Below are 19,435 nucleotides of genomic sequence, written 5' to 3'. Positions count from 1 at the left end.
CCACAGGTCAAAGCCGGCGGCGTCGGCTCACAAACAGAATCGCGCCGAGGCCGGCCAGCAGCATGGCGTAGGTGGCGGGCTCTGGCACGGCGGCGACCTGGATGTTTTGCAAGCCCATGCCGAAGTTCTGGCCCGGCACGCCACGCAGCGCAAACAAGAGGCCGGCATCGCCTGCGGCTTGCGTCACGAAGGAATAGGTATTCCAGCCTGGCGTGGCGGTCGAATCTCCAAAAACCCCGCGGCTGAAGCTGCCGCCCGCGCTGTCGAACAAGAAGCCGACGTTGAGGTTTTTGTCGTGATTACCGGCAAACTTTTCAGCTTGGTATTCAAAGCTGACGTTGTAGGCGCCGGGGCTCAAGTTGTCGAACTTCTCAAAGCAGAAGCGACCGCCGATGGCGCTGGTCAGCGGGTCGTCGCAGCTGAGAAAAGCTGCGTTGGCGCTGGTGGCTCCCAGTGAGAGCGTGGCCAGGGCCAGGCCAGCAAGCATTTTTTTGTTCATGGGCGGTACTCCGGTTGATGGTGAGCAAGCAATTCGAAGTTGGTGGGGCAATCGGCGTTCCCGCGCGCATGCGCGTTGACCCTGAGTGGTCAATAGGCATTGCGGTCGAACAAAAGGACGCGCACGGTGCGCATGATGATTTTCAAATCGAGCAAGAGAGACCAGTTGCGCAGGTACTCAAGGTCGTAGTGCACGCGCGCGGCCATCTTGTCGACGGTGTCGGTCTCGCCGCGGTAGCCGTTGACCTGTGCCCAGCCGGTGATGCCGGGGCGCACCTTGTGGCGCAGCATGTAGGCCTGGACGATCTTGCGGTACTGCTCGTTGTGAGCCACTGCGTGCGGGCGCGGGCCCACCAGGCTCATGCTGCCTTCGAGCACGTTGAAGAGCTGGGGCAACTCGTCGAGCGAGGTCTTGCGGATGAAGGCGCCGAAGGGCGTGATGCGCAGGTCACCGCGCGTGGCCTGCTGCACCACGCCGCCGTTGTCTTGAGTGGTCATCGAGCGAAACTTGTAGACCAGGATCTCTTTGCCATCGAGCCCGGTGCGCCGCTGCTTGAAGATCACAGGCCCCGGCGAGCTGCGCTTCACGCCGAGGGCCACCAGCAGCAGCACCGGGAAAATGAGCGCCAGTATGGCGAGCGCCAGCACGATGTCGGTGCCGCGCTTCACGAGGTGGTTGGTGCCGGTGATGGGCGATTCGAGCAGGCTCACCACCGGCACGCCCCTTAGGTCTTGCAGCTGGCCTTGAATGATGTTGATGCCGAACACATCGGGTGCGTAGTGCACCGACGAGGTGGTGTCTTGCAGCTGGGCCAGCAGCTCCATGATGCGCGGCTGGGCGGTGAGCGGCAGGGTGATGTACACGTGGTGGACGCCGTATCGCTTCACGTGCTCGGCCACGTCGTCCACCCGGCCCAGCACCTTGCCGGCGGCGTCGGCGTGCACGCGGTCGGCGCCGCGGTCTTCGAAGAAGCCGATGAGCTCGTGGGCGCAGTCTTGCTGGTCGGCCAAGGCATGCGCCACGCGTACACCGTTGTCACCCGCACCCACCACGATGCTGCGGCGGCGAAACTCGGGCCTCTGGGTGATGCGCTGCAGCCAATGGCACACCAAAAGGGCCGAGCCCCATTGCGCCAGCGGCGTGATCACGGCCCACCACAGCAGCACGGGCTGCGAGAAGAAGCCGAAGCTGTCGGTGGCGTAGGCGCACAGCATCAGGATGGCGAGCACCGCCATCCAGTCGCTCACCACGTTCAGCGCGGCGCTGAGACGGCTTTGCTTGAAGCGGTCGACGCCGGGAAAGGTGAGCATCACGACCAGCATGCTCAAGACCAGCTGCGGCCTCTCGATGGGCTCGCCTTGCCACAGCGACACCCCGAACAGGCACAGCAGCGTAACGGCAGGCTCAAGCACCGCCGCGACGAAGGTGTGGATGGAAGGTGGGGCGCCCGGAAACAGGCGCGAAGGCGCATCAGCACTCATGATGGCCTCATAGGGCAAACCGCATGCCGCAGTGCAACATGTCTTTTGACGCACGCGCGTCTCGTCTCCCCCTGGGAGAGCGCGCTATACCAAGGCTTTCAGGGCGAGGGCCGCAGGCGCCGCCATTCGGTGCGCAGGTCTTCTTCCACCCAACCGATCAACACGCCTTGGGCATGGCTTTCCAGTTGTGCAAGTTGCAGCACGGCTTGCCGATCGCGGCACAGCGTGAAACGTGCGTCGCCTTGCCAGCCCAGGTGTTGGCTCACCGCGGCCAGCATCTGGCTGGGTTGGCTTTGCATGAAAGTGAAGGGCAGGGGCACACTGGTGCGGGCTTGCTCGACGATGGCGTGCGTGGCGCTGCGCGGGCCGCTGAGGCTGGCAATGCGCAGCTGGGCGCCGGCGGGCAGGGTTTCTTCTTGTGCGGCATCCAGGCACAGGCGCGCGCCGTAGAGCGCGAGTTCGGCCCAGGGGCCGATGCGGCGTGGGCGTGTGCCCAGGCGTTTGGCGAGGTGGTCGCGCCAGTCAGCCGGCAGTGGGTCGATCGCGACATGCGCCACGGTTTGCCAGTGCGTCATGACGCGAGATCCTCAAGCACCACCGCGGCATGGCCGCCACCAAAACCGAGGATGCTGGCGAGCACGTGGCGTGCCTTCGCCGGTGGTTGTGCAGCAAGCGCGGCATTCAGTGCAGCGTCTTGTGCGTAGTCGAGTGCCGGCCACACACCCGATTCAAGGCATGTCATGAGCAGCGCCAACTCGGCAGCACCTGAGGCACCCAGCGTGTGACCGATGGCGGTCTTCAGCGAGACCAGCGCAGGCACGGGCGCGAACACCTGCTGCAGCGCATGGGCTTCAGTGCTGTCGCTGGCCACACTCCCCGCAGCCTGTGGCTTGATGAGTGCAATGTCGTGTGGCCGCAAGCCGCTGTCGGCGAGAGCTTGCTGGCACATCGCGACCACTGCACTCGGCACCGGTCCGGCGGGGTCGCGGCCGTCGACGACATTGGCACCACCGGCGACTCGCCAGCGGCCGGGTGTTGACGACAAATAGAGTGCTGCCACCGCCTCGCCCAGCACCAGCCCATTGCGCGCTTCGCCAAAGGGTAGGGCGCGCGTGGGGCTCAAGAGCTGCATGCCACCGAAGCCGCCCACGGTCACGCTGTTGCGCAGCTCCAGGCCCAGTACCAAGGCGTGGTCGGTAAGACCGTGGCGGATGAGCGTGCGCGCGCTGAGCAGGGCGTTGAGCGCCGAGGTGCAGGCGGTGGACACAGTGAACACCGGGCCTCGCCAAGCCAGCCAGCCCGCCACGGTCTCGGCGAAGCTCGGGTACTCGCGGTAGGCGCTGATGTCGGTTGCCAGCAAGCCGATGTCGAGCGATGACGAGGCCACGAAGAGCGGGCCTTCGCGCGGGCCGGCCAAGGCACCGCTCTCAGCGGCGACACGCTCGACGATGCGGCGCGCGCGCGCCGACCAGTCGGGGTCTTCTTCTGCGATGCCGAGAAACGGCCATGACGAGCCATCGGCCAGAGCGAAGCGTGAAGGCGCCATGCCCCCGTGCGCCAACGTCGTCAGCCCCGTCGCGAGGTCGGGCCCCAAAACCGATGCGAGCCCGCGACCGGTGAGGTAGGCCTCGTTCATGCCTTACGGTGCAGTGCCGGGTGTTGCGCAAGATGCTGCGCAAGGTGGGCGATGGACGTGAGCGCGCGCCGGGTGTCTTTGCTGTCGGGCATGCGCACGCCGTAGCGCGCCTGGATCGCCATCGACACCTGCAGCGCATCCAGCGAATCGAGCGCCAGGCGGGTGTCGGGGCCAAACAGGGCTTCGTCGTCGGTCAGGCCACCTTCGGGCATGGGCTTCTCGGCGGCGTCGAGCACCAGGGTCTTCAGCTCGGCAATCAGGTCTTCAGGGCTCATCGGGCGGGGCGTTGAAACAGCAGCACGGCAATGGCAAACATCAGCGCGGCAAAACCGCCCAGGCGCAACACCTGGGGCAGGGTGCTGGCGACATCGCCCCCGCGCAGCAGCACGTTGAGCAAGGCTTCCAGCCCCCAGTTCATGGGCGACCACTCGGCCAGCCGCTGCATGGCTGCAGGCATTACAAATTTGGGCACCATGATGCCGCCGATGGCGGCCATCAGCACGTTGGCAATGGGCCCGATGGCGGCGGCTTGCGCATGGGTGCGCACGGCGCAGGCCAGTGCGAGCGCCATGCCCACGGCGGCCAGTGCGATGGCGGTGAGCGCAACGAGCAATGCACCCCAGTGGATGCCGGCGAGCGCGAGCGCGTCGCCACCCAGCAGCGGCATCAGCCACACGCCCACGGCCAGCATCAGCGCAGCCTGTACGGCGTTGACGCCGAGATAGGGCAGGGCTTTGGAGGCGAGCTGCACGCTGCGTGGCACCCCCAGGCTGTGCAGGCGCGCGAGCGTGCCGCTGCTGCGCTCATTCACCACCAGGCCGCACAGCGAAGCGATCACGAAGAACATGCCGAACACCAGCCACGCCGGCACGTTCTGCTGCACGGCGCTGGGCCGCGGGCCGCTGCCGCCGTAGCGCTCGGCCTGCACCAGCGTCTGCATCGACGCGCTCGGTGGCGGGGGCGGTGCGTCGGTGTTGGCAAGCGCCGTGCGGGCCTTCAGCTCACCGGCAGTGCCGGCCAGCTCGGCCGTGAGCGAGTTGTACAGGTTGCCGTCGAGGCCGGGCTCGGCCAGCAGCTGGATGCGCGCGGTGGTGGGCAGCGAAGGCAGGGCCAATTCTTCTGACAGGCCCGGTTGCAGCACCAGCACGTATTTGAGTTGACCTGCACGCAGCTGTTGCTGCCAGTCGGCGGGCAGCGCGCCGGGTGCGCCGTGCTTGCGTTCCCACGAACGCAGCAGCGATGTTGCCAACGGGCCTTGGTCGCGTGCGTCGACCGCGTAGCTCAGGCTGCGCTGCGGCGGGCTGTAGTAGTCCTTCAGCGCGAGCGACATGATGATGATGAACAGCACCGGCATCACGAAGAGCGCCGCCAGGCCGTGCGGGTCGCGCAGCAGGGCCAGCACTTCTTTGCGGATGAGGGCGGTGAGCATCAGTCGTCTCGCAGCGAGCGTTGGGTGAGCGACATGAAGAGCTGCTCGAGGTTGCCGCGGCCAAACTCGGCGTGGCGCACGTGGGCACCGGCGGCGTCGAGCGCGGCCAGCACGGTCGCAGGTGTGGTGTTCAGCTGCAGGCGCAGGCGGTCGCCCAGGGATTCAACCGTGCCGTAGTGCGCCAGCAGCGCCGTCAGTGCATCTGGCGCGATGCCGTCGGCCGCCAGCGTGAGCACCGCGGTGTCTTGTGCCAGCAGCTCGTGCAGCGTGCCGGCGCGCAGCACGCGGCCGTGGTCAAGTATCACCACGCGGTCGGCGATGGCCTCGATCTCTTCCATGTAGTGCGAGGTGTAGATCACCGCGGCACCTTGCGTTGCCAGCGTCTTGATGGCGTCGAGCATAAAAGCGCGCGATTGCGGGTCTACGCCCACGGTGGGCTCGTCGAACAGCATCAGCTCGGGCTCGGGCAGCAACGCAATCGCCAAGTTGAGCCGGCGCTTCAGGCCACCCGAGAGCTGCTCGGCGCGCGTGCTGGCAAAGCGCTCTAGCTGCGCGAAGGCGAGGCTGGCGGTGATGCGCTGGTCGCGCTTGGCACCACGCAGGCGCGCCGCGCCGGCAAAGCAGGCGAGGTTTTCGGCCACGCTGAGCATGGGATAGAAGGCGTACTCCTGCGGTGCCACGGCAATGCGCGTGGGCGCCTTGGCGCGCGACGCGGCGAGCGGCTCGCCGTCGACCAGAATCTGCCCCCGCTGCAAGGCGAGCAGGCCGGCGATGTGTGAGATCAGCGTGGTCTTGCCCGCGCCGTTGGGGCCCAGCAAGCCCAGCACTTCACCGCGTTTGGCCTGCAGCGAAACCCCCTCGAGCGCAGCGCTGGCAGCGCCCCGGTAACGGTGCCCCAGCTGCTCGATCTCAAGCATCAGGCGACAGCGGCCTTGAGGTCGCGAAAGAAGGCTTCTTCCTGGTCTGCCTGCTCGCGCAGCTTGGTGGCGATGGCGGGCGGGTCTACCGGCTCGCGGCCCTTGACCATGCGTGCGGCCTTCAGTGCCAGTGCCCGCCAGCCATCGCCGATGGTGGTCAGGCGCTCAGAGAATTCGCTCAGCACGGGCAGCTGTGCGAGCTGCGCAGCTTCCTGTAGAAAAGCGGCGTAGATGAAGCGAAAGCCCGCCCCACCGGTGCCTATTTCTTCTTGCATGCGCACGATGTGGCCGATGAAGTCGGCGCTGTGCTTGTCGCCCGCGGGCAGCTTCTGCACCTTGTTGGCCAGCAGGCGCATGCCGCGCACGCCGGCAATGGGCACGGGGGGCAGCATGGCGCGGCAGTTCTTGCGGATGGCCTTGCGCACCGCTTCGGCCGTGACGTTCTTGCGCCCTATCGACTCCGGGTAGTACAGCAGGCCCTTGGGCGCGAGCGCACCCTTGGCGAAGCGGGCGCGCGACAGGTCGGCGCTGGCGCAGCGCACCGGCGCTTCGAACACCGGGTCGCTGATGAGGTAGTCGTCACCCTCTTTGCCGTACACCAGCAGGTTGTGCGCGTTGAAGTGAAAGCGCATGTCGGGCGGGAAGTAGGGCAGCCAGTAGACCGAGGTCTGCATGCCCACGATCTGGCCGCTGGCCAGCAGCGCGTCGAGGCGCTGTTGCCCCGCCAGCGGCGTGCGGAAGGTTTCGAAGCGAAAGCGCGCAGCCAGCGGCCCGATCATTCCCTTGATGATGGCGCGCGGCAGCGAGCGGTAGGCGATCAGCGGCAGGCCGTTGATCTTGACGAAGGGCAGGTAGGCAAAAGCGAGGCCGCCCGACAGGCCGAAGGCCAGGCTTTCCGACATGGGCACGCCGTGGTGGCGCAGCAGATTGGAGATGACGCCGCTCTCGCAATGCGCGGCGTGCTGGTGCTGGAAGCTCATGGCAGTGTCTTGAGGGTGTCGGGCGGCAGGCCGAGCGCGTCGGCATAACGCTGCAGTTGCGTGGCCGACAGCGTGGCGAATACCTCGGGGCGCAGGTGGCGCTTCACGCGCCACTGCCAGAAGCCGCTGGTTTGCGAGAGCAGGGGCACGTCCATGCGGCGCTCGTACATCCAGAACTCGAGTGGTGACGTGAGGCCGGCAATCACGCGTTCGCGTGCTTCTTCGGCTTGTGCATGGATCGTCTCGACCGCGTGCGTGGTGACGATCTCTTCGGCTTCCCAACCGGCGCTGGGTGCGATCACCATGCGGCCGTTGGCGTCCTTGGCGTAGATGGCTTTTCGGTGGCCGCCCAGCGTGGCGTTACCTTCCTGTGGGACGGCGTCCAAATTCATCTAGACGGCTTCCATGTAGACGAAGCCGCTGGAGAATCTGCCGCTTTCCGGCACGAACATCAGCAGCTTGTGGCCCGGCTTGATGCGCCCTGAGCGGAACAGCTCGTCGAGCATGATGTACGGCGAGGCCGAGCCGGTGTTGCCCTTGCTCGTGAGGTTGCTGAACCAGCGCTCGCGCGGGATGGGCAGGCCCACTTCGACCAACGAGTCGAGCATGGGCTGCACGAAATACTGGGACGACAGGTGCGGCAGGAACCAGTCGATCTGGTCGGCGCGCAGCTTGCGTTTTTCCATGATGTCGGCGAGCGGCTCGCGCAAGGTGGCGCGAGCGATGTTGTCGTTGAGCAGGCGCACGTCTTGCTTGACCGCGAAGACCGACTTGGCCTGCCAGTCATGCGTGGAGAAACGCAGCCAGCCGCGCAGCGATTCGTCGTCGTTCTTGTCGGCGCCGGCGTACATGCAGGCCGGCAACTCGTGGGCGGCAGACGAGAGCTCGATCCAGTCGACGCGCAGCGACAGCGGGCCGCGGGCTTGGGCCTCAAGCAACACCGCACCCGCGCCGTCAGACAGCATCCAGCGCAGGAAGTCTTTCTCGAAGGCGATCTCCGGGCGCTCTTCCAGCGCCTGCACCTTGCGCTCGACCTCGAGGTCGAAGTTGCGCGCCAGCAGGATGGGCGAGGCCAGCTCCGAGCCGGTGGCCACCGCGCGCTGCGCTTCGCCTGCGCGCACCGAGAGCCAGGCGTGCTTGAGCGCGGCGGTGCCCGCCAGGCAGATGCCGGCACACGACACCACTTCCAGGCGCGGCCAGCCGAGCTCGCCGTGCACCATCACGCCGTGGTTGGGCATCAGCTGGTCGGGCAGCGAGGTGCCGGTGACGAGGCAGTCGACGTGGCCGATGTCGCCCATGGCGCGTATGGCGGCAGCCGTCATTTGCGCGTTGCTCATGGCGGGCTCGCCGGTGGTTCGGTCTATTGCGTAGTGGCGCGACTGGATGCCGTTGCTGCGCAAGACGATGCGGCGTGCGCGTGAAGGCTTGCCGCCGACGCGGCCGAGCACGTCTTCGATCTCTTCGTTGCCAACGGGCGCGAAGGGCAGAAAGGCACCCGTGCGCGTGAGAAAAACTTCAGTCCTCATGGATGTGGCTGCGTTCTGTGGACGAGCCCGAGGGCTGCTCATATTGGGTCTTGATTTTAGATAACCACGCTCCCATGAACGGCCGCAACAGCGCCTGCAGCGCGAGGCTGGTGGGCACTAGCGTGACGATCATCACGATAAGGAAGGCCACGTAAAGCGCCAGCAGCGGAATACGCTGCCAGCTGCCCGGCTTGCCTGCTGCGAGCAGCAGCTTGCCCCAGACGAAGAAGCTGCGCGTGCCGGTGCGTTCGCTGAAGTAGAGCGTCGGGTCGACCACGGCGGCGCCCAGGCCGGCGAGCAGCGGGGCATTGCCCTTTTCTTTGCCGCTCAGCAAACCGTCGCGCAAGGCCAGACCGAAGCGGCGCGAGCCTTTGATTTGTGCATCGCTCAGGCCGGCTGCGGGCATGCCCCAGAAGCCGGCCTTGTTGCCGCTCAGCAGCCAGCGCGGGGTGGTGATGAAGGTGGCGAGCGTGGGGCCCGGGTCTGTGAGCACCACGTTGTCGATCAAGCGTGCGCCCGCGGCGGCCAGCATCGCTTTGAGCTTGTCTTGTGCCGACAGCCACATGTTGCGGCAGGCGATGACCGTGACCACGGGCTTGCCGCGCAGCACACGCTGGCCGATCGGGTGCTTGAGAAAGGCGGTGATGGGCTGCGAAGGCGCGAGAAACCACACCTGGTAGGGCAGCACGATCAAGTCGAAGTCTTCATCGCCGGTGAGTGACAGCGGCGCGAGCGGAGGCGGCACCAGGTGGGCCGACTCGGGGAAGGCGTCGAGAAAGCGGAAGAAGCCCCAGGGGAAGGGGAAGGGCTTTTGCAGCACCAGGGTTTCGGTGTGCACGGCGATGCGCGGGTCGGCGCGCAGCGGCTGAACGAGCTGCTGGGCCAGGGCCGTCAACTGGCCGGTTTGCGAATACTGGATGACCAACACCTTTTTCAGGGGGCCAGATGCGTCGGAGGTGCCGGTATTCACAAGGAGGTGCAATCAGTTTTCAAAACCCCCAATGGTAGGTGACGCAGCGAGCGCCAGGGCCCTGCAAAAAGCGGAGCTGAGTCAAGCCGCCGCAACTGCCGCGGTACGCGACGACCACCAACCTTCGGCGCTGTAGACCGCCAGCGCCAGCCATATCAGCGCAAACCCCATCAACCGATTGGCCGAGAAGGGCTCGTGGAACAGCCACAGCCCGAGCGCCAGCTGGATGGTGGGGCCTATGTACTGCAACAGGCCCAGGGTGGTGAGCGAGATGCGGCGGGCACCGGCGGCAAACAGCAGCAGGGGAATGGCGGTGATGGGGCCGGCGGCCACGAGCCAGGCGTTGGTGCTGGCGTCGGGCGCGGGGAAGGTGCTGCTGCCGTTGGCCATCCACACGCCCAGCACCAGCGCGGCGATGGGGGCGAGCAACAGGGTTTCGAGCGTCAGCCCTTCCAGCGCACCCAGCGTGGCCACCTTGCGCAGCAAGCCGTAGCAGCCAAAGCTGACGGCCAGCACCAGGGCAATCCACGGCAGGTGGCCGGCCAGGATGGTGAGCCACAGCACGCCGGCTGCGGCCAGGCCGAGTGCCACCCATTGCATGCGGCGCAGGCGCTCGTGCAGCACGGTGTAGCCCAGCAGCACGTTGACCAGCGGGTTGATGAAGTAGCCCAGGCTGGCGTCGATCACATGGCCGTTGTTGACGGCCCAGATGTAGGTGAGCCAGTTGACCGACAGCAGCACCGCGCTGGCGGTGAAGGCGGCCAGCACCCGAGGCTGGCGCAGCACCGGCTTGAGCCACGCCCACTGGCGGCGCGCGCTGAGCACGACCAGCACGAACACCAGCGACCAGATGATGCGGTGGATGAGAATTTCGCCCGGCGGCACCGAGGCGATCTGGCGGAAGTAGAGCGGGAAGATGCCCCACAGTGCAAAGGCAAGGGCGGCGTAGACGGCACCAGTGGACATAGGCGGGGCGTAAGCGGGAGGACGGGCATTGTCCCAGCGTCTTTGTGCCGCCGCCCGGCACTGGTCATTCGTGCACAGCAGAGGCATCATCGCCGCCGTGGCACGCATCGTTTTCACCCAGCAGCTCAAGCGCTTCACCGAGACCCCCGAGTTCGACGCGCCCGTGGCCAGCCTGCGCGAAGCCTTGCAGGCTGCGTTCGACATCAACCCGCGGTTGCAAGGCTATGTGCTCGACGAGCAAGGCCATTTGCGCGCCAACGTGGTGGTGTTCATCGATGGGCAGCGCAGCCGCGACCGGGTGGTGCTGAATGATTCACTCAAGCCTGACAGCCAAGTTCACGTGCTGCAGGCTCTCTCTGGAGGCTGACCATGAGTTCAAGTCGTGCCTGGGTGGCGACGCGCAAAGGTTTGTTCGAGTTGGGCCGCAAGGGCAAAAGCTGGGAGATCGCTCGCGTGAGCTTCCTGGCCGAGCCGGTCTCGATGCTGCTACCACCCACGACAGAGGGCCGCATGCTGGCGGCGCTGAACCTGGGGCATTTCGGCGTGAAGGTGCATGCGTCGGATGACGCCGGCGTCACTTGGCGTGAAGTGGCCACACCCGCTTACCCGCCGCAGCCGGCCGAGGCGAAGGGCGCGCCGTGGAAGCTGGTGCAGATCTGGGCCCTGCAGTCCATAGACGGGGCGATCTGGGCCGGCACTTTGCCGGGGGGCTTGTTCAAGAGCATCGACGGCGGCGACTCGTGGCAGCTGGTCGATGCGCTCTGGTCACGCCCCGAGCGCGAGGAATGGGGTGGTGGGGGCTACGACGTGCCGGGCATTCATTCCGTCTTGCCCCACCCCACCCGCCCTGGCGAGGTGCTGGCAGGCGTGAGCTGCGGCGGCGTGTGGGGCAGCCGCGCCGGTGCCACGCAATGGGAGCTGCAGGCCAAGGGCATGCGGGCCGAGTACATGCCGCCCGACCAAGCCTACGAACAGAACGCGCAAGACCCCCACCTCATCGCCCAATGCGCGGCTGTGCCGACCGTGCTGTGGTGTCAGCATCACAACGGCATCTTCCATTCCACCGATGGCTCGGCCAGCTGGCAGGAGTTGAAAGCGCCACTGTCGAGCTTTGGCTTTGCGGTGGCGGCGCACCCGCGCGAGCCGGGTACCGCCTGGTTCGTGCCGGCCGTGAAAGACGAGAGGCGCGTGCCGGTCGACGGCGCGTTGGTGGTCAACCGCACGCGCGATGGCGGGCGCAGCTTCGAGACTTTTCGGCAAGGCCTGCCGCAGCAAGATTGCTACGACCTCATTTACCGCCACGGCCTGGCGGTAGACGACAGTGGCAGCGCGCTGCTGATGGGCAGCACCACCGGCAACCTGTGGGCGAGCGACGATGCTGGTGAGTCGTGGGCCAGCGTCAACGGCCACCTGCCGCCGATCTACGCGGTGCGCTTCGGCTGAGAAACGTTTGCAAGCAAGGTGTGGCAAATGACGCACACACCGCCCCCTTCAACGTGGGGGCTCCCCCGTGCAAGGGAATGACATCGCACGCAAGGCTCCAGACAATTCAAGCACCCTGTGCAGGAGCTGCGCCATGCCTACCACCATCACCGTCGGATCCCGCTCGTTGTTCGTCACCGCGACGGCCTGGGTGTTCATCCTGCTCGGTGTGATGACCAGCCTCTCGGCGCTGGTGCAAAACGCGATGCTCGCCTCGTTGCTGCCGGCCCCGGCTGTCTCGGGTGTGGTGGGCTTGCTGATCGGCTACCTGCCCTGGGTCGTGGGCACCGGCGTCGTGATGTCACTGGCCACGCTGGCCTCGGCCATCGGCCTCTTGATGCGCCTTGATTGGGCGCGCCGCACCTTCATTGCACTGCTTGTGGTGGCCATCGTGGCCAACCTGCTGGGCCTGTGGCTGCAGCAAGAAATGATGCAGTCGGTGGTGAGCAGCACCCTGGTCAACGTGGCTCTGCCGCCGCAAGCGCTGGGCGTGTTCGGCGGCTTCGTGACCGCGGCACGCGTGATGGCGGTGGTGGTCACGCTCGGTGCATGTGGCCTGCTGGGCTGGATCATCCGCCGCTTGATGTCGGCTGGTGTGCGGCAAGAGTTCGCTTGATTTAGGCCCCCCAGTCGCGTTGCTCCTGCCCCCAGGGGGCCGAGCCCGGACACCTCTCGTCCTGAGGACGAGAGGTGCCTGGCGAGGAGCCGGGCGTCCTCAACCGGCGCGGCCTGCAAGGCCCGCCTGGCGGCCCGGCAAAGCCGGTTCCGCGGGCGCTGCTTGAGGGTCACCTCGCTTCGCGGGTGTACGGGCTAACACATCTTCCCGTCTACATAAAACCACTGGCCAGCTTCGCGCACGAAGCGGCTGGTTTCATGCAGCCGCTGCGCGCGCCCGCCGAGCTTGCTGCGGGCCACGAACTCCACCGTGGCGTGGTCGGCGTCTTGCTGGCTGTGGCCGCGCACCTCCAGCCCCAACCAGCGCAAGCCCTCGGGGTTGGGCTCGAGCGCTGAAGGGCGCGTACTTGCGTGCCAGGTGGCGAGCAAGTAGCCGGTGAGGTCGCGCACAAAGGCGCTGTAACGCGAGCGCATCAGCGCCTCAGCCGTGGGCGCTTGCAAGTGCAGCGGGCCAGCGTGGTAACGACCGCAGCACGCCGCATAGGGCGCAGGCGCACCGCAATCGCAGGGCGCATTCATGTCAATTCCTTTCCTGATTCGCGACGAACCTCAGCTCCCAATACTGTTCGGCTGGTTCCGTTCGGCCTGAGGTTCGTCGCTAATCAGGATTCCTTTTGCCAGATTCATCGGCTCGATAGTGCCCGAAGCTGGGCGAGACCTTCATCAAGGCATCTCTGGTATTTGCATAAATAACTGTATGGGCATACAGTATTCTCATGGATGTGCAGCTCAGCCTTGCCCCGCCTTCGGCCTCTGCGCCGGTGGCTCGCCTGCCGCGCGCGCCGCTGGTGCCCGAGACCCTGCACCCCAGCCTTTGGCGCGCCCACCAGCTGGGCCGCAGCGCTGACAACACCCTGCCCAGTGGCTTCAGCCTGCTCGACACGCAGCTGCCCGGTGGTGGCTGGCCACGCCGCGTGCTCACCGAGCTGCTGCTGCCGCACCCCGGCATCGGCGAGATCCGCTTGCTGGCCGCCAGCCTCGCGGCCATCCAGCGCGCCGGCCGGCTGGTGATGATGTTTGACCCGCCCGCTGCCATTTCGGCGCTAGCCCTGGGTGAGCTGGGGCTAGACGTGAACCAGCTGCTGGTGATCCACACCCACTTGCAGCTGCGCCCCGGTGCCGACCGCCTGTGGGCGCTGGAGCAGGCACTCAAAAGCGGCCGCGTGGGGGCGGTGGTGGCCTGGCTGCCGCAGCGGCTGCGTTCGGAACGTTTGCGTCGTCTGCAGCTCGCTGCGCATGCCCACGATGGCCCGGCTTTCGTGCTGCGCGAGGTGGCGGCGCAAGCCCACGCCAGCGCGGCACCGCTGCGGCTGTCCCTGCGCCCGGCCGGAGCCGACCAACTGGCGCTGCGCGTGCTCAAGCGCCGCGGGCCGCCTTTGCTTGAGCCCTTGCACCTTGCCTTGCCGCCGGTGCTCTCGGGCGCAGCGCTGCGCCGGGCCCAGGTGGGCGACGAGCTGCTGCAGCACTCGCTGCGCGCGGCCACGTTCATCAATCTGGCGTGACGGCCGTGGCCACGCATGCTCTGGGTTGCGCTGTACCTGCCGCTGCTGTCGCTGGAATCCTTTGCCGCGACCTTGCCGCCCGACCCCGTAGGGCCAGGTGGGCAGGGGCTCGCCCTGATGGATGCGCACTGCATCGTGAGCGCCAATGCCTGCGCGCGGGCCGTGGGCGTGCAGCCGGGCATGAAGCGGGCCACGGCGTTGTCTCTGGCGCCCCGGCTTGTGCTGGGCCAGGCCGATGAGCGGCGCGACCTGGCCGAGCTGACCAGCGTGGCGCATGCGGCGCTGGCGTTCACGTCGGCGGTCAGCTTGTCGGGGCCGGCGGGGGTGCTGCTGGAAGTGCAGGCCAGCCTGCGCTACTTCGGTGGGCGCGAGCGGCTGATCGAGATGCTGCGGGCCACCCTGGCGCCGCTGGGCCACCGGGTGCATTGCGTGAGCGCCCCTACGGCGCAGGGGGCGGCGCTGCTGTCGCGCTTGCATGACGGTCTGCATTGCGCCGACCGCCCGGCCTTGCTGCGCGCGCTGGCGGCCGCGCCGGTGGGCCTGCTGGCCGCTGGGGCCGAGCACGAAGAGGCTTTGCAAGGCATGGGCTTGCGCTGCGTGGGCGATGTGCGCCGCCTGCCGCGCACAGGCCTGGCGCGGCGCTTCGGCCAGGCGCTGCTCGACGAACTCGACTGCGCGCTCGGTGAGCGGCCCGACCCGCGCGAGCCCATCAGCCTGCCGCCGGTGTTTGGCAGTGAGCTCGAGCTGTTTGCACGCGCTGACAGCACCGACCAGCTGCTCTATGGCGCGCAAGTGCTGCTGGCGCGCCTGGTGGCGTGGCTGTCGGCCCAGCATGCTTTTGTGCGCCGCTTCAGCCTGCAAATGAAGCACGAGCCGCGCTGGGGCCATGCGCAATCGATGACGGTGCTTGAGATCGCGCTGGCCGAGCCTTCACGCGATGCACCGCACATGCTTGCGCTCTTGCGCGAGCGACTGGCCGCGCTGCAACTGCCTGCACCCACCTTGGAGCTGGGCCTGGTGTCAGACGACATCTCGCGCCAGCCACCGCCCAACGCCGAGCTCTTTCCCACACCGCAAAGCGAGCACGACGGCCTCACGCGCCTGATCGAGCGCTTGCAGGCCCGGCTGGGCCGCGAGCAGGTGCAGCGCCTTCTGCCGGTGGCCGACCATCGCCCTGAGCGGGCCACGACCTTGGAGCCGGCAGACCCGCTCATGCTGCGCGCCGGCGAGCAAGGTGTGCATGCCTATAACGAAGCACACCTGCCGACGCCGCCCGCCGCCATCACCCGCCCGCTGTGGCTGCTGCCGCAAGCCCAACCCTTGCAAGAGCTGCACTCACGCCCTTTGCTCGATGGGTGCGCGCTGCACCTGCTGGCGGGCCCCGAGCGCATCGAGACGGGCTGGTGGGACCACGCCCTGGCAGAGCGCGATTACTTCATTGCCCAGACGACCGAGGGCGCGCTGGTGTGGCTGTACCGCGGGCGCTTCCCGCTCTCTGAGAAAACCCAGGGAGACCGCTGGTATCTGCACGGGCGCTTTGCCTGAGCGCGGGCCGCTCTTACCTCAAGTTCAACGGCAGCACGCCGATATCTTGTGTGCCCAGGGGCGCCAAGAGCCTCAGCATTTCGTGTTATTCGTCACCCACCTCCATTCGTTCAGGAGTCGATATGAACATCGATAACTTGACACTGCGCTCTCGCCTGCTGATGGGCTTCGGGCCCATGTTGCTCATTCTCGGCATCAACACGGCTGTGGCGGCCAGCCATGTCGAAGGGCCTGCCAAGACCTGGATCATTCTGTGCGGCAGCGCGGCCATCTTGATCGGCGCCGCCTCGGCCTGGTGGCTCACCCGCAGCGTGGTTCAGCCCCTGCGCCAGGCACTCGACGTGGCGAAGAAGATCACGGCCGGTGACCTGACCTCGCAATACGAGGTCAAGCGCAGCGACGAATTCGGCCAGCTGATGCTGGCGCTGGGCGGCATGAAAGAACAGTTCTTCAAGGTCGTGAGCGACGTGCGCGCCGGCACCACCACCGTGGCCAGCACCTCTTCGCAGATCAGCCGCGACAACGTGTCGCTGTCCGACCGCACCACCGCCCAGACCGACACGCTGCAGCAGACCGCCGCGTCGATGGAGCAGATCACCATCACCGTCAAGCAGAACGCCGACAACGCCGAGCAAGCCAACAAGCTGGTGCTGCAGGCCTCCGACCACGCGGTGAAGGGTGGCGAAGTGGTGACCCAGGTCGTCACCACCATGGGCTCCATCAAGGACAGCTCGCGCAAGATCTCCGACATCATCGGCGTGATCGACGGCATTGCCTTTCAGACCAACATCCTCGCGTTGAACGCGGCCGTAGAGGCCGCACGTGCTGGCGCGCAGGGGCGCGGTTTCGCCGTGGTGGCCGCCGAAGTGCGCAACCTGGCGCAGCGCTCGGCCACGGCCGCCAAGGAGATCAAGTCGCTCATCAGCGACTCGGTCGAGAAGGTTGACGCAGGCAGCAAGCTGGTCGACGACGCGGGCAAAACCATGACCGAGATCGTCTCCTCAGTGAAGCATGTGGCCAGCATCATGAAAGAGATGGCCTGCGCCAGCCATGAGCAGAGCACAGGCATCCAGTCAGTGAATCAGGCCATCGTCGAGATCGACGGCGCGGTGAAGATGAACGCGCGGTTGGTGAAAGACGCAACACAGACCGCCGCCGGCCTGAACGAGCAGGCCGTGACGCTGCTCAAATCGGTGTCGGGCTTCAACCTGGGCACGCGTGAACACGGCAACGCCGATGAAGCGGCCGCCCTGGTCAAGCAAGGCCTCGCCTTCTTCAAGGAGCATGGCAAGGCCGCCTTTGTGGACGAGATCAACAAGCTCGGCAAGGGCCGGTTCGTTGATAGAGACCTCTACCTCATGGCCATAGGCTCCAATGACGCGATTTTCTATGCCCATGGCAACAACCCGCGTGTGCTCGGGGTAGGCCCGACCAGCAAAGACATCGACGGCAAGTTCTTCGTCAAAGACATGGCCAATCTGGCCAAATCGGGCAGCCAAGGCTGGGTTGACTACAAGTGGGCCCACCCCGTGACCAACGAGGTCAAGCTCAAGTCGTCTTACGTTGAACGGGCTGGCGACCTCGCCATCGCCTGCGGCATCTACAAAGGCTGACGGCCTTTCAAGGGCGTGGCAAATGCCACACCACCTGGGACGCAAGCGGTGTCCAGGCGCTGACCTTCACGCCAGCCTGCCGCAGGCCACGCCCCACCCACACATTGCAAGTGGTGAACGCGTCGTAGGAGCCGCGCGCTTCGTAAAACGCGTCATGCGCACCATAGTGCTGGCCGGGCACGCTCACGCCTTGCCCCGTGCCGGCACGCACCAGTGCCGTGTCGACATGCTTCACCAGCGAGGCGTATTGCTTAGCCGACAAGGGCAGGGCATAAGTGCCTTCCTGCAAATCAGACGGGCGCAAATAGCTCACATGCAGCAAGGAGCGACCGCTGCCCGACAGAGCCTGCAGGGCACGCATCGCCGTGAGGTCTCGCCAGCGCGGCGTGTTCAGGTAGAACTCGCGGTCGCCCCAACCGATTGCGACATAGGTTGCTCCGACAGGTGCTTGGGCCAGATGCTCTGCCGGAAAGGCCAGCGACCAGTCCACACCTTCAGCGCGCAGCGGGAACACGAAATCGGTGTGCACGCCGTTGGAGTGCACATAGGCGTTCACCGCGATCGTGCCCGCTTGTGGCGCCGTGTTGGCGGGCAGCAGCAGCAGACCGTAGGCGATTGAAAAGTATGCGGCCGCCAAGACGATGGGAATGAGCAAGAGTTTGGCCAACTGCTTCGATGCATTGCCGATAGAGAGGGCGGCCATCATGTGATAAAGATGAGGCGCCTTACACCGCACGCCAAACAAGTACGCCGGCAAGTGCAAACAGAGACGCGTAAGTGCCGATCGCGCCCAGAAAGCGAAGGCGGCTGCGGGGTGTGGCGCTCTGCACAAGAAGCATGGCGACGGCATGGAGAACCCTGCTTGCTGTGGCGACGACAGCGGCGACGCTCAGAAAGAAGCTTGGAGCGGTGAAGTCCAGGTACAGCAAAAGCGCCACCAGCAGCGGGATGTACTCAGCCGCATTCCCGTGTGCCCTAACGGCTTGTGTCAGCTGCGTTTCGGCGACCCTGAGAGACTCGTTCCTCCACAGCCTCACCCTTGAAACATTGACGCTCAGAGCGCCGTAGAGGATGACCAAGATTGCCGAGCAGAGTAGAGGCATATTCATGCTCGGCATTCTGCGACAGGTCACCCCCTTTTTCGGTTGACGTTCGACGTGAGCTGATTCCAGGCATCAGTTGCTTTGGGCCTGCGGGTTCAGCGATTGGAATGCGAAGGGACTTCCCCAGTCCTGCAACGGCGACGAGGCGCCTAGATTGGTGGGTAGTCATCAATCTGCAGTTTATACAGGCCTGTGACACGCCGCAATGTAGCCGCTGCCCGTGGCTCAAGCAACGACTGGCAGAGCCTGCAACGGGCAGCGGCCCCACTGACTGACCCAGCAGCGCAAGCAGAAGAACGAGCTTGCGCAGGAAACCTAGCCCGATGAACTTCAGAACGACGCAAGCGAGCAGGCGCCGATGCCAGAGACTGAAACGAAGCCAAGCTGCTCAACATGTAGTTCCATGCGGCGCTTGAAACACCGAGGCCTCGACAAGCCGCCTAACGTGGAGATGAGAGGCGGCGCCCGGCTTGCCGGGTGACGTCCTCTCGATTGAAGGGTTGGGCGGCGGCTCTGCATGCAAAAGCTGCGGCGCCCGAGCGTGCACAGCCTAGCAGCCGCTGAGTGCGAAAGCCACAGGGCTCGTGCGAGAGCCAAAGCCGGTGACCGCGTGTGCTAGCGGCTGCCCGTGACCCTGATACCCGCACCAAGCCACGTGAGTGCAGGGCGGTGGTTGCGCAGAAGGGCTTTGCAGAGAAGCACACCTTCATTGGCCCGGCACTGAAGCCGACCCGTCGAGCTACACCGATGGTTCGACAGATACGGCGCAGGGGCGGCTCAACCTTCTGACCTGGCAGCGTTGATCGAAGCACAAGAAAGCACCGCATGCGGCCAGCCGCTCAACGTTTGAGATGAGAGGCAAACACCGGCTTGCCGGTGTTTGTCCTCTCGATTGAAGGGTTAGGCCGCATGTTGGACTGGCCGTAGCCAGCTACGTGATGCCGACTTCTCGAAGTACTTGCACTGCGCCGCCAAGCGATGTGCGTTCATTACGTTCAGCTGCGCACCAAACTTCTTCGAGAAGGCGTACGGCTTCTACCGAAAGTACTGTCCGGGTGGGTACGGCCTGAACCGTTCGGCCGCAGCCGGTGGCGGGCTAGAGACCGCGAAC

At 66.0% G+C, this 19,435-nt stretch carries 21 protein-coding genes; 6 read left to right on the top strand and 15 right to left on the bottom strand.

The genetic code is table 11. The features are described from left to right. Positions 1–7 precede the first annotated feature (7 nt). The 12 genes from AC30QB_RS20595 to rarD all read right to left on the bottom strand — a co-directional run bounded on the left by AC30QB_RS20595 (position 8) and on the right by rarD (position 10,404). Positions 8–499, bottom strand: coding sequence for a PEP-CTERM sorting domain-containing protein (locus AC30QB_RS20595; RefSeq protein ID WP_489548141.1), 492 nt, complete (start codon positions 497–499; stop codon positions 8–10). A gap of 89 nt (positions 500–588) precedes the next feature. Continuing rightward, positions 589–1,980, bottom strand: a complete 1,392-nt coding sequence (locus tag AC30QB_RS20590) for an undecaprenyl-phosphate glucose phosphotransferase (RefSeq protein ID WP_489548140.1) — start codon at positions 1,978–1,980, stop codon at positions 589–591. A 98-nt stretch (positions 1,981–2,078) separates the two neighbouring features. Further along, entirely contained in the window at positions 2,079–2,555 is a 477-nt protein-coding gene (locus AC30QB_RS20585; protein WP_489548139.1) for a hypothetical protein, read from the bottom strand. Continuing rightward, positions 2,552–3,616, bottom strand: coding sequence for a beta-ketoacyl synthase N-terminal-like domain-containing protein (locus tag AC30QB_RS20580; protein ID WP_489548138.1), 1,065 nt, complete (start codon positions 3,614–3,616; stop codon positions 2,552–2,554). Before AC30QB_RS20580 ends, AC30QB_RS20585 begins: the two co-directional genes overlap by 4 nt. Next, complete coding sequence (locus tag AC30QB_RS20575; protein ID WP_489548137.1) at positions 3,613–3,891, bottom strand: acyl carrier protein; 279 nt, start codon at positions 3,889–3,891, stop codon at positions 3,613–3,615. Before AC30QB_RS20575 ends, AC30QB_RS20580 begins: the two co-directional genes overlap by 4 nt. Further along, positions 3,888–5,045: an ABC transporter permease gene (locus AC30QB_RS20570; protein WP_489548136.1), complete on the bottom strand. Its 1,158-nt coding sequence runs from the start codon at positions 5,043–5,045 to the stop codon at positions 3,888–3,890. Before AC30QB_RS20570 ends, AC30QB_RS20575 begins: the two co-directional genes overlap by 4 nt. Next, on the bottom strand, positions 5,045–5,962 hold the full coding sequence (locus AC30QB_RS20565) for an ABC transporter ATP-binding protein (protein WP_489548135.1): 918 nt from the start codon (positions 5,960–5,962) through the stop codon (positions 5,045–5,047). Before AC30QB_RS20565 ends, AC30QB_RS20570 begins: the two co-directional genes overlap by 1 nt. Further along, a complete protein-coding gene (darH, locus tag AC30QB_RS20560; protein WP_489548134.1) occupies positions 5,962–6,942 on the bottom strand; it encodes a BtrH-related acyltransferase DarH in 981 nt (326 codons plus the stop codon). Before darH ends, AC30QB_RS20565 begins: the two co-directional genes overlap by 1 nt. Continuing rightward, positions 6,939–7,334: a DarG family dialkylresorcinol biosynthesis protein gene (locus AC30QB_RS20555; RefSeq protein ID WP_489548133.1), complete on the bottom strand. Its 396-nt coding sequence runs from the start codon at positions 7,332–7,334 to the stop codon at positions 6,939–6,941. Before AC30QB_RS20555 ends, darH begins: the two co-directional genes overlap by 4 nt. Continuing rightward, positions 7,335–8,468 carry a beta-ketoacyl-ACP synthase III gene (locus tag AC30QB_RS20550; RefSeq protein WP_489548132.1) on the bottom strand — a complete coding sequence of 378 codons (1,134 nt, stop codon included), beginning with the start codon at positions 8,466–8,468 and terminating at the stop codon, positions 7,335–7,337. Beyond that, the gene (locus AC30QB_RS20545; protein WP_489548131.1) at positions 8,458–9,450 is read right to left on the bottom strand and encodes a dialkylresorcinol condensing enzyme; all 993 of its coding nucleotides are present in this window, start codon (positions 9,448–9,450) and stop codon (positions 8,458–8,460) included. Before AC30QB_RS20545 ends, AC30QB_RS20550 begins: the two co-directional genes overlap by 11 nt. Before the next feature lie 69 nt (positions 9,451–9,519). Then, entirely contained in the window at positions 9,520–10,404 is an 885-nt protein-coding gene (gene rarD, locus AC30QB_RS20540) for an EamA family transporter RarD (protein ID WP_489548130.1), read from the bottom strand. A 97-nt stretch (positions 10,405–10,501) separates the two neighbouring features. Between rarD and AC30QB_RS20535 the strand changes: the two genes are divergently transcribed. From AC30QB_RS20535 to AC30QB_RS20525, 3 genes are all read left to right on the top strand, one after another. Then, complete coding sequence (locus AC30QB_RS20535; RefSeq protein WP_489548184.1) at positions 10,502–10,771, top strand: MoaD/ThiS family protein; 270 nt, start codon at positions 10,502–10,504, stop codon at positions 10,769–10,771. Positions 10,772–10,773: 2 nt separating this feature from the next. Continuing rightward, positions 10,774–11,847 (top strand): WD40/YVTN/BNR-like repeat-containing protein, encoded by a 1,074-nt coding sequence (locus AC30QB_RS20530; RefSeq protein ID WP_489548129.1) that lies wholly within the window; start codon positions 10,774–10,776, stop codon positions 11,845–11,847. A gap of 133 nt (positions 11,848–11,980) precedes the next feature. Continuing rightward, positions 11,981–12,502 carry a hypothetical protein gene (locus AC30QB_RS20525; RefSeq protein ID WP_489548128.1) on the top strand — a complete coding sequence of 174 codons (522 nt, stop codon included), beginning with the start codon at positions 11,981–11,983 and terminating at the stop codon, positions 12,500–12,502. A gap of 194 nt (positions 12,503–12,696) precedes the next feature. On the opposite strand, the gene AC30QB_RS20520 is transcribed toward AC30QB_RS20525, so the two are convergent. After that, entirely contained in the window at positions 12,697–13,080 is a 384-nt protein-coding gene (locus AC30QB_RS20520) for a YchJ family protein (protein ID WP_489548127.1), read from the bottom strand. A 197-nt stretch (positions 13,081–13,277) separates the two neighbouring features. Between AC30QB_RS20520 and imuA the strand changes: the two genes are divergently transcribed. The 3 genes from imuA (at position 13,278) to AC30QB_RS20505 (ending at position 17,221) form a co-directional block, all read left to right on the top strand. Continuing rightward, the gene (imuA, locus tag AC30QB_RS20515) at positions 13,278–14,063 is read left to right on the top strand and encodes a translesion DNA synthesis-associated protein ImuA (RefSeq protein ID WP_489548126.1); all 786 of its coding nucleotides are present in this window, start codon (positions 13,278–13,280) and stop codon (positions 14,061–14,063) included. Between the two features lie 15 nt (positions 14,064–14,078). Beyond that, the gene (locus AC30QB_RS20510; RefSeq protein ID WP_489548125.1) at positions 14,079–15,608 is read left to right on the top strand and encodes a Y-family DNA polymerase; all 1,530 of its coding nucleotides are present in this window, start codon (positions 14,079–14,081) and stop codon (positions 15,606–15,608) included. Between the two features lie 122 nt (positions 15,609–15,730). Further along, complete coding sequence (locus AC30QB_RS20505) at positions 15,731–17,221, top strand: methyl-accepting chemotaxis protein (protein ID WP_489548124.1); 1,491 nt, start codon at positions 15,731–15,733, stop codon at positions 17,219–17,221. Between the two features lie 7 nt (positions 17,222–17,228). On the opposite strand, the gene AC30QB_RS20500 is transcribed toward AC30QB_RS20505, so the two are convergent. Both AC30QB_RS20500 and AC30QB_RS20495 read right to left on the bottom strand, forming a co-directional pair. Then, positions 17,229–17,924 (bottom strand): TIGR02117 family protein, encoded by a 696-nt coding sequence (locus AC30QB_RS20500; protein ID WP_489548123.1) that lies wholly within the window; start codon positions 17,922–17,924, stop codon positions 17,229–17,231. 22 nt (positions 17,925–17,946) lie between these two features. After that, positions 17,947–18,330, bottom strand: coding sequence for an MAPEG family protein (locus AC30QB_RS20495; protein WP_489548122.1), 384 nt, complete (start codon positions 18,328–18,330; stop codon positions 17,947–17,949). Positions 18,331–19,435 lie beyond the last annotated feature (1,105 nt).

Source organism: Rhizobacter sp. (assembly GCF_046595475.1).
GTDB lineage: Bacteria > Pseudomonadota > Gammaproteobacteria > Burkholderiales > Burkholderiaceae_C > Rhizobacter.
Note: the sequence above shows the minus strand (reverse complement) of the source record. Positions and strands in the feature narration are given on the sequence as shown.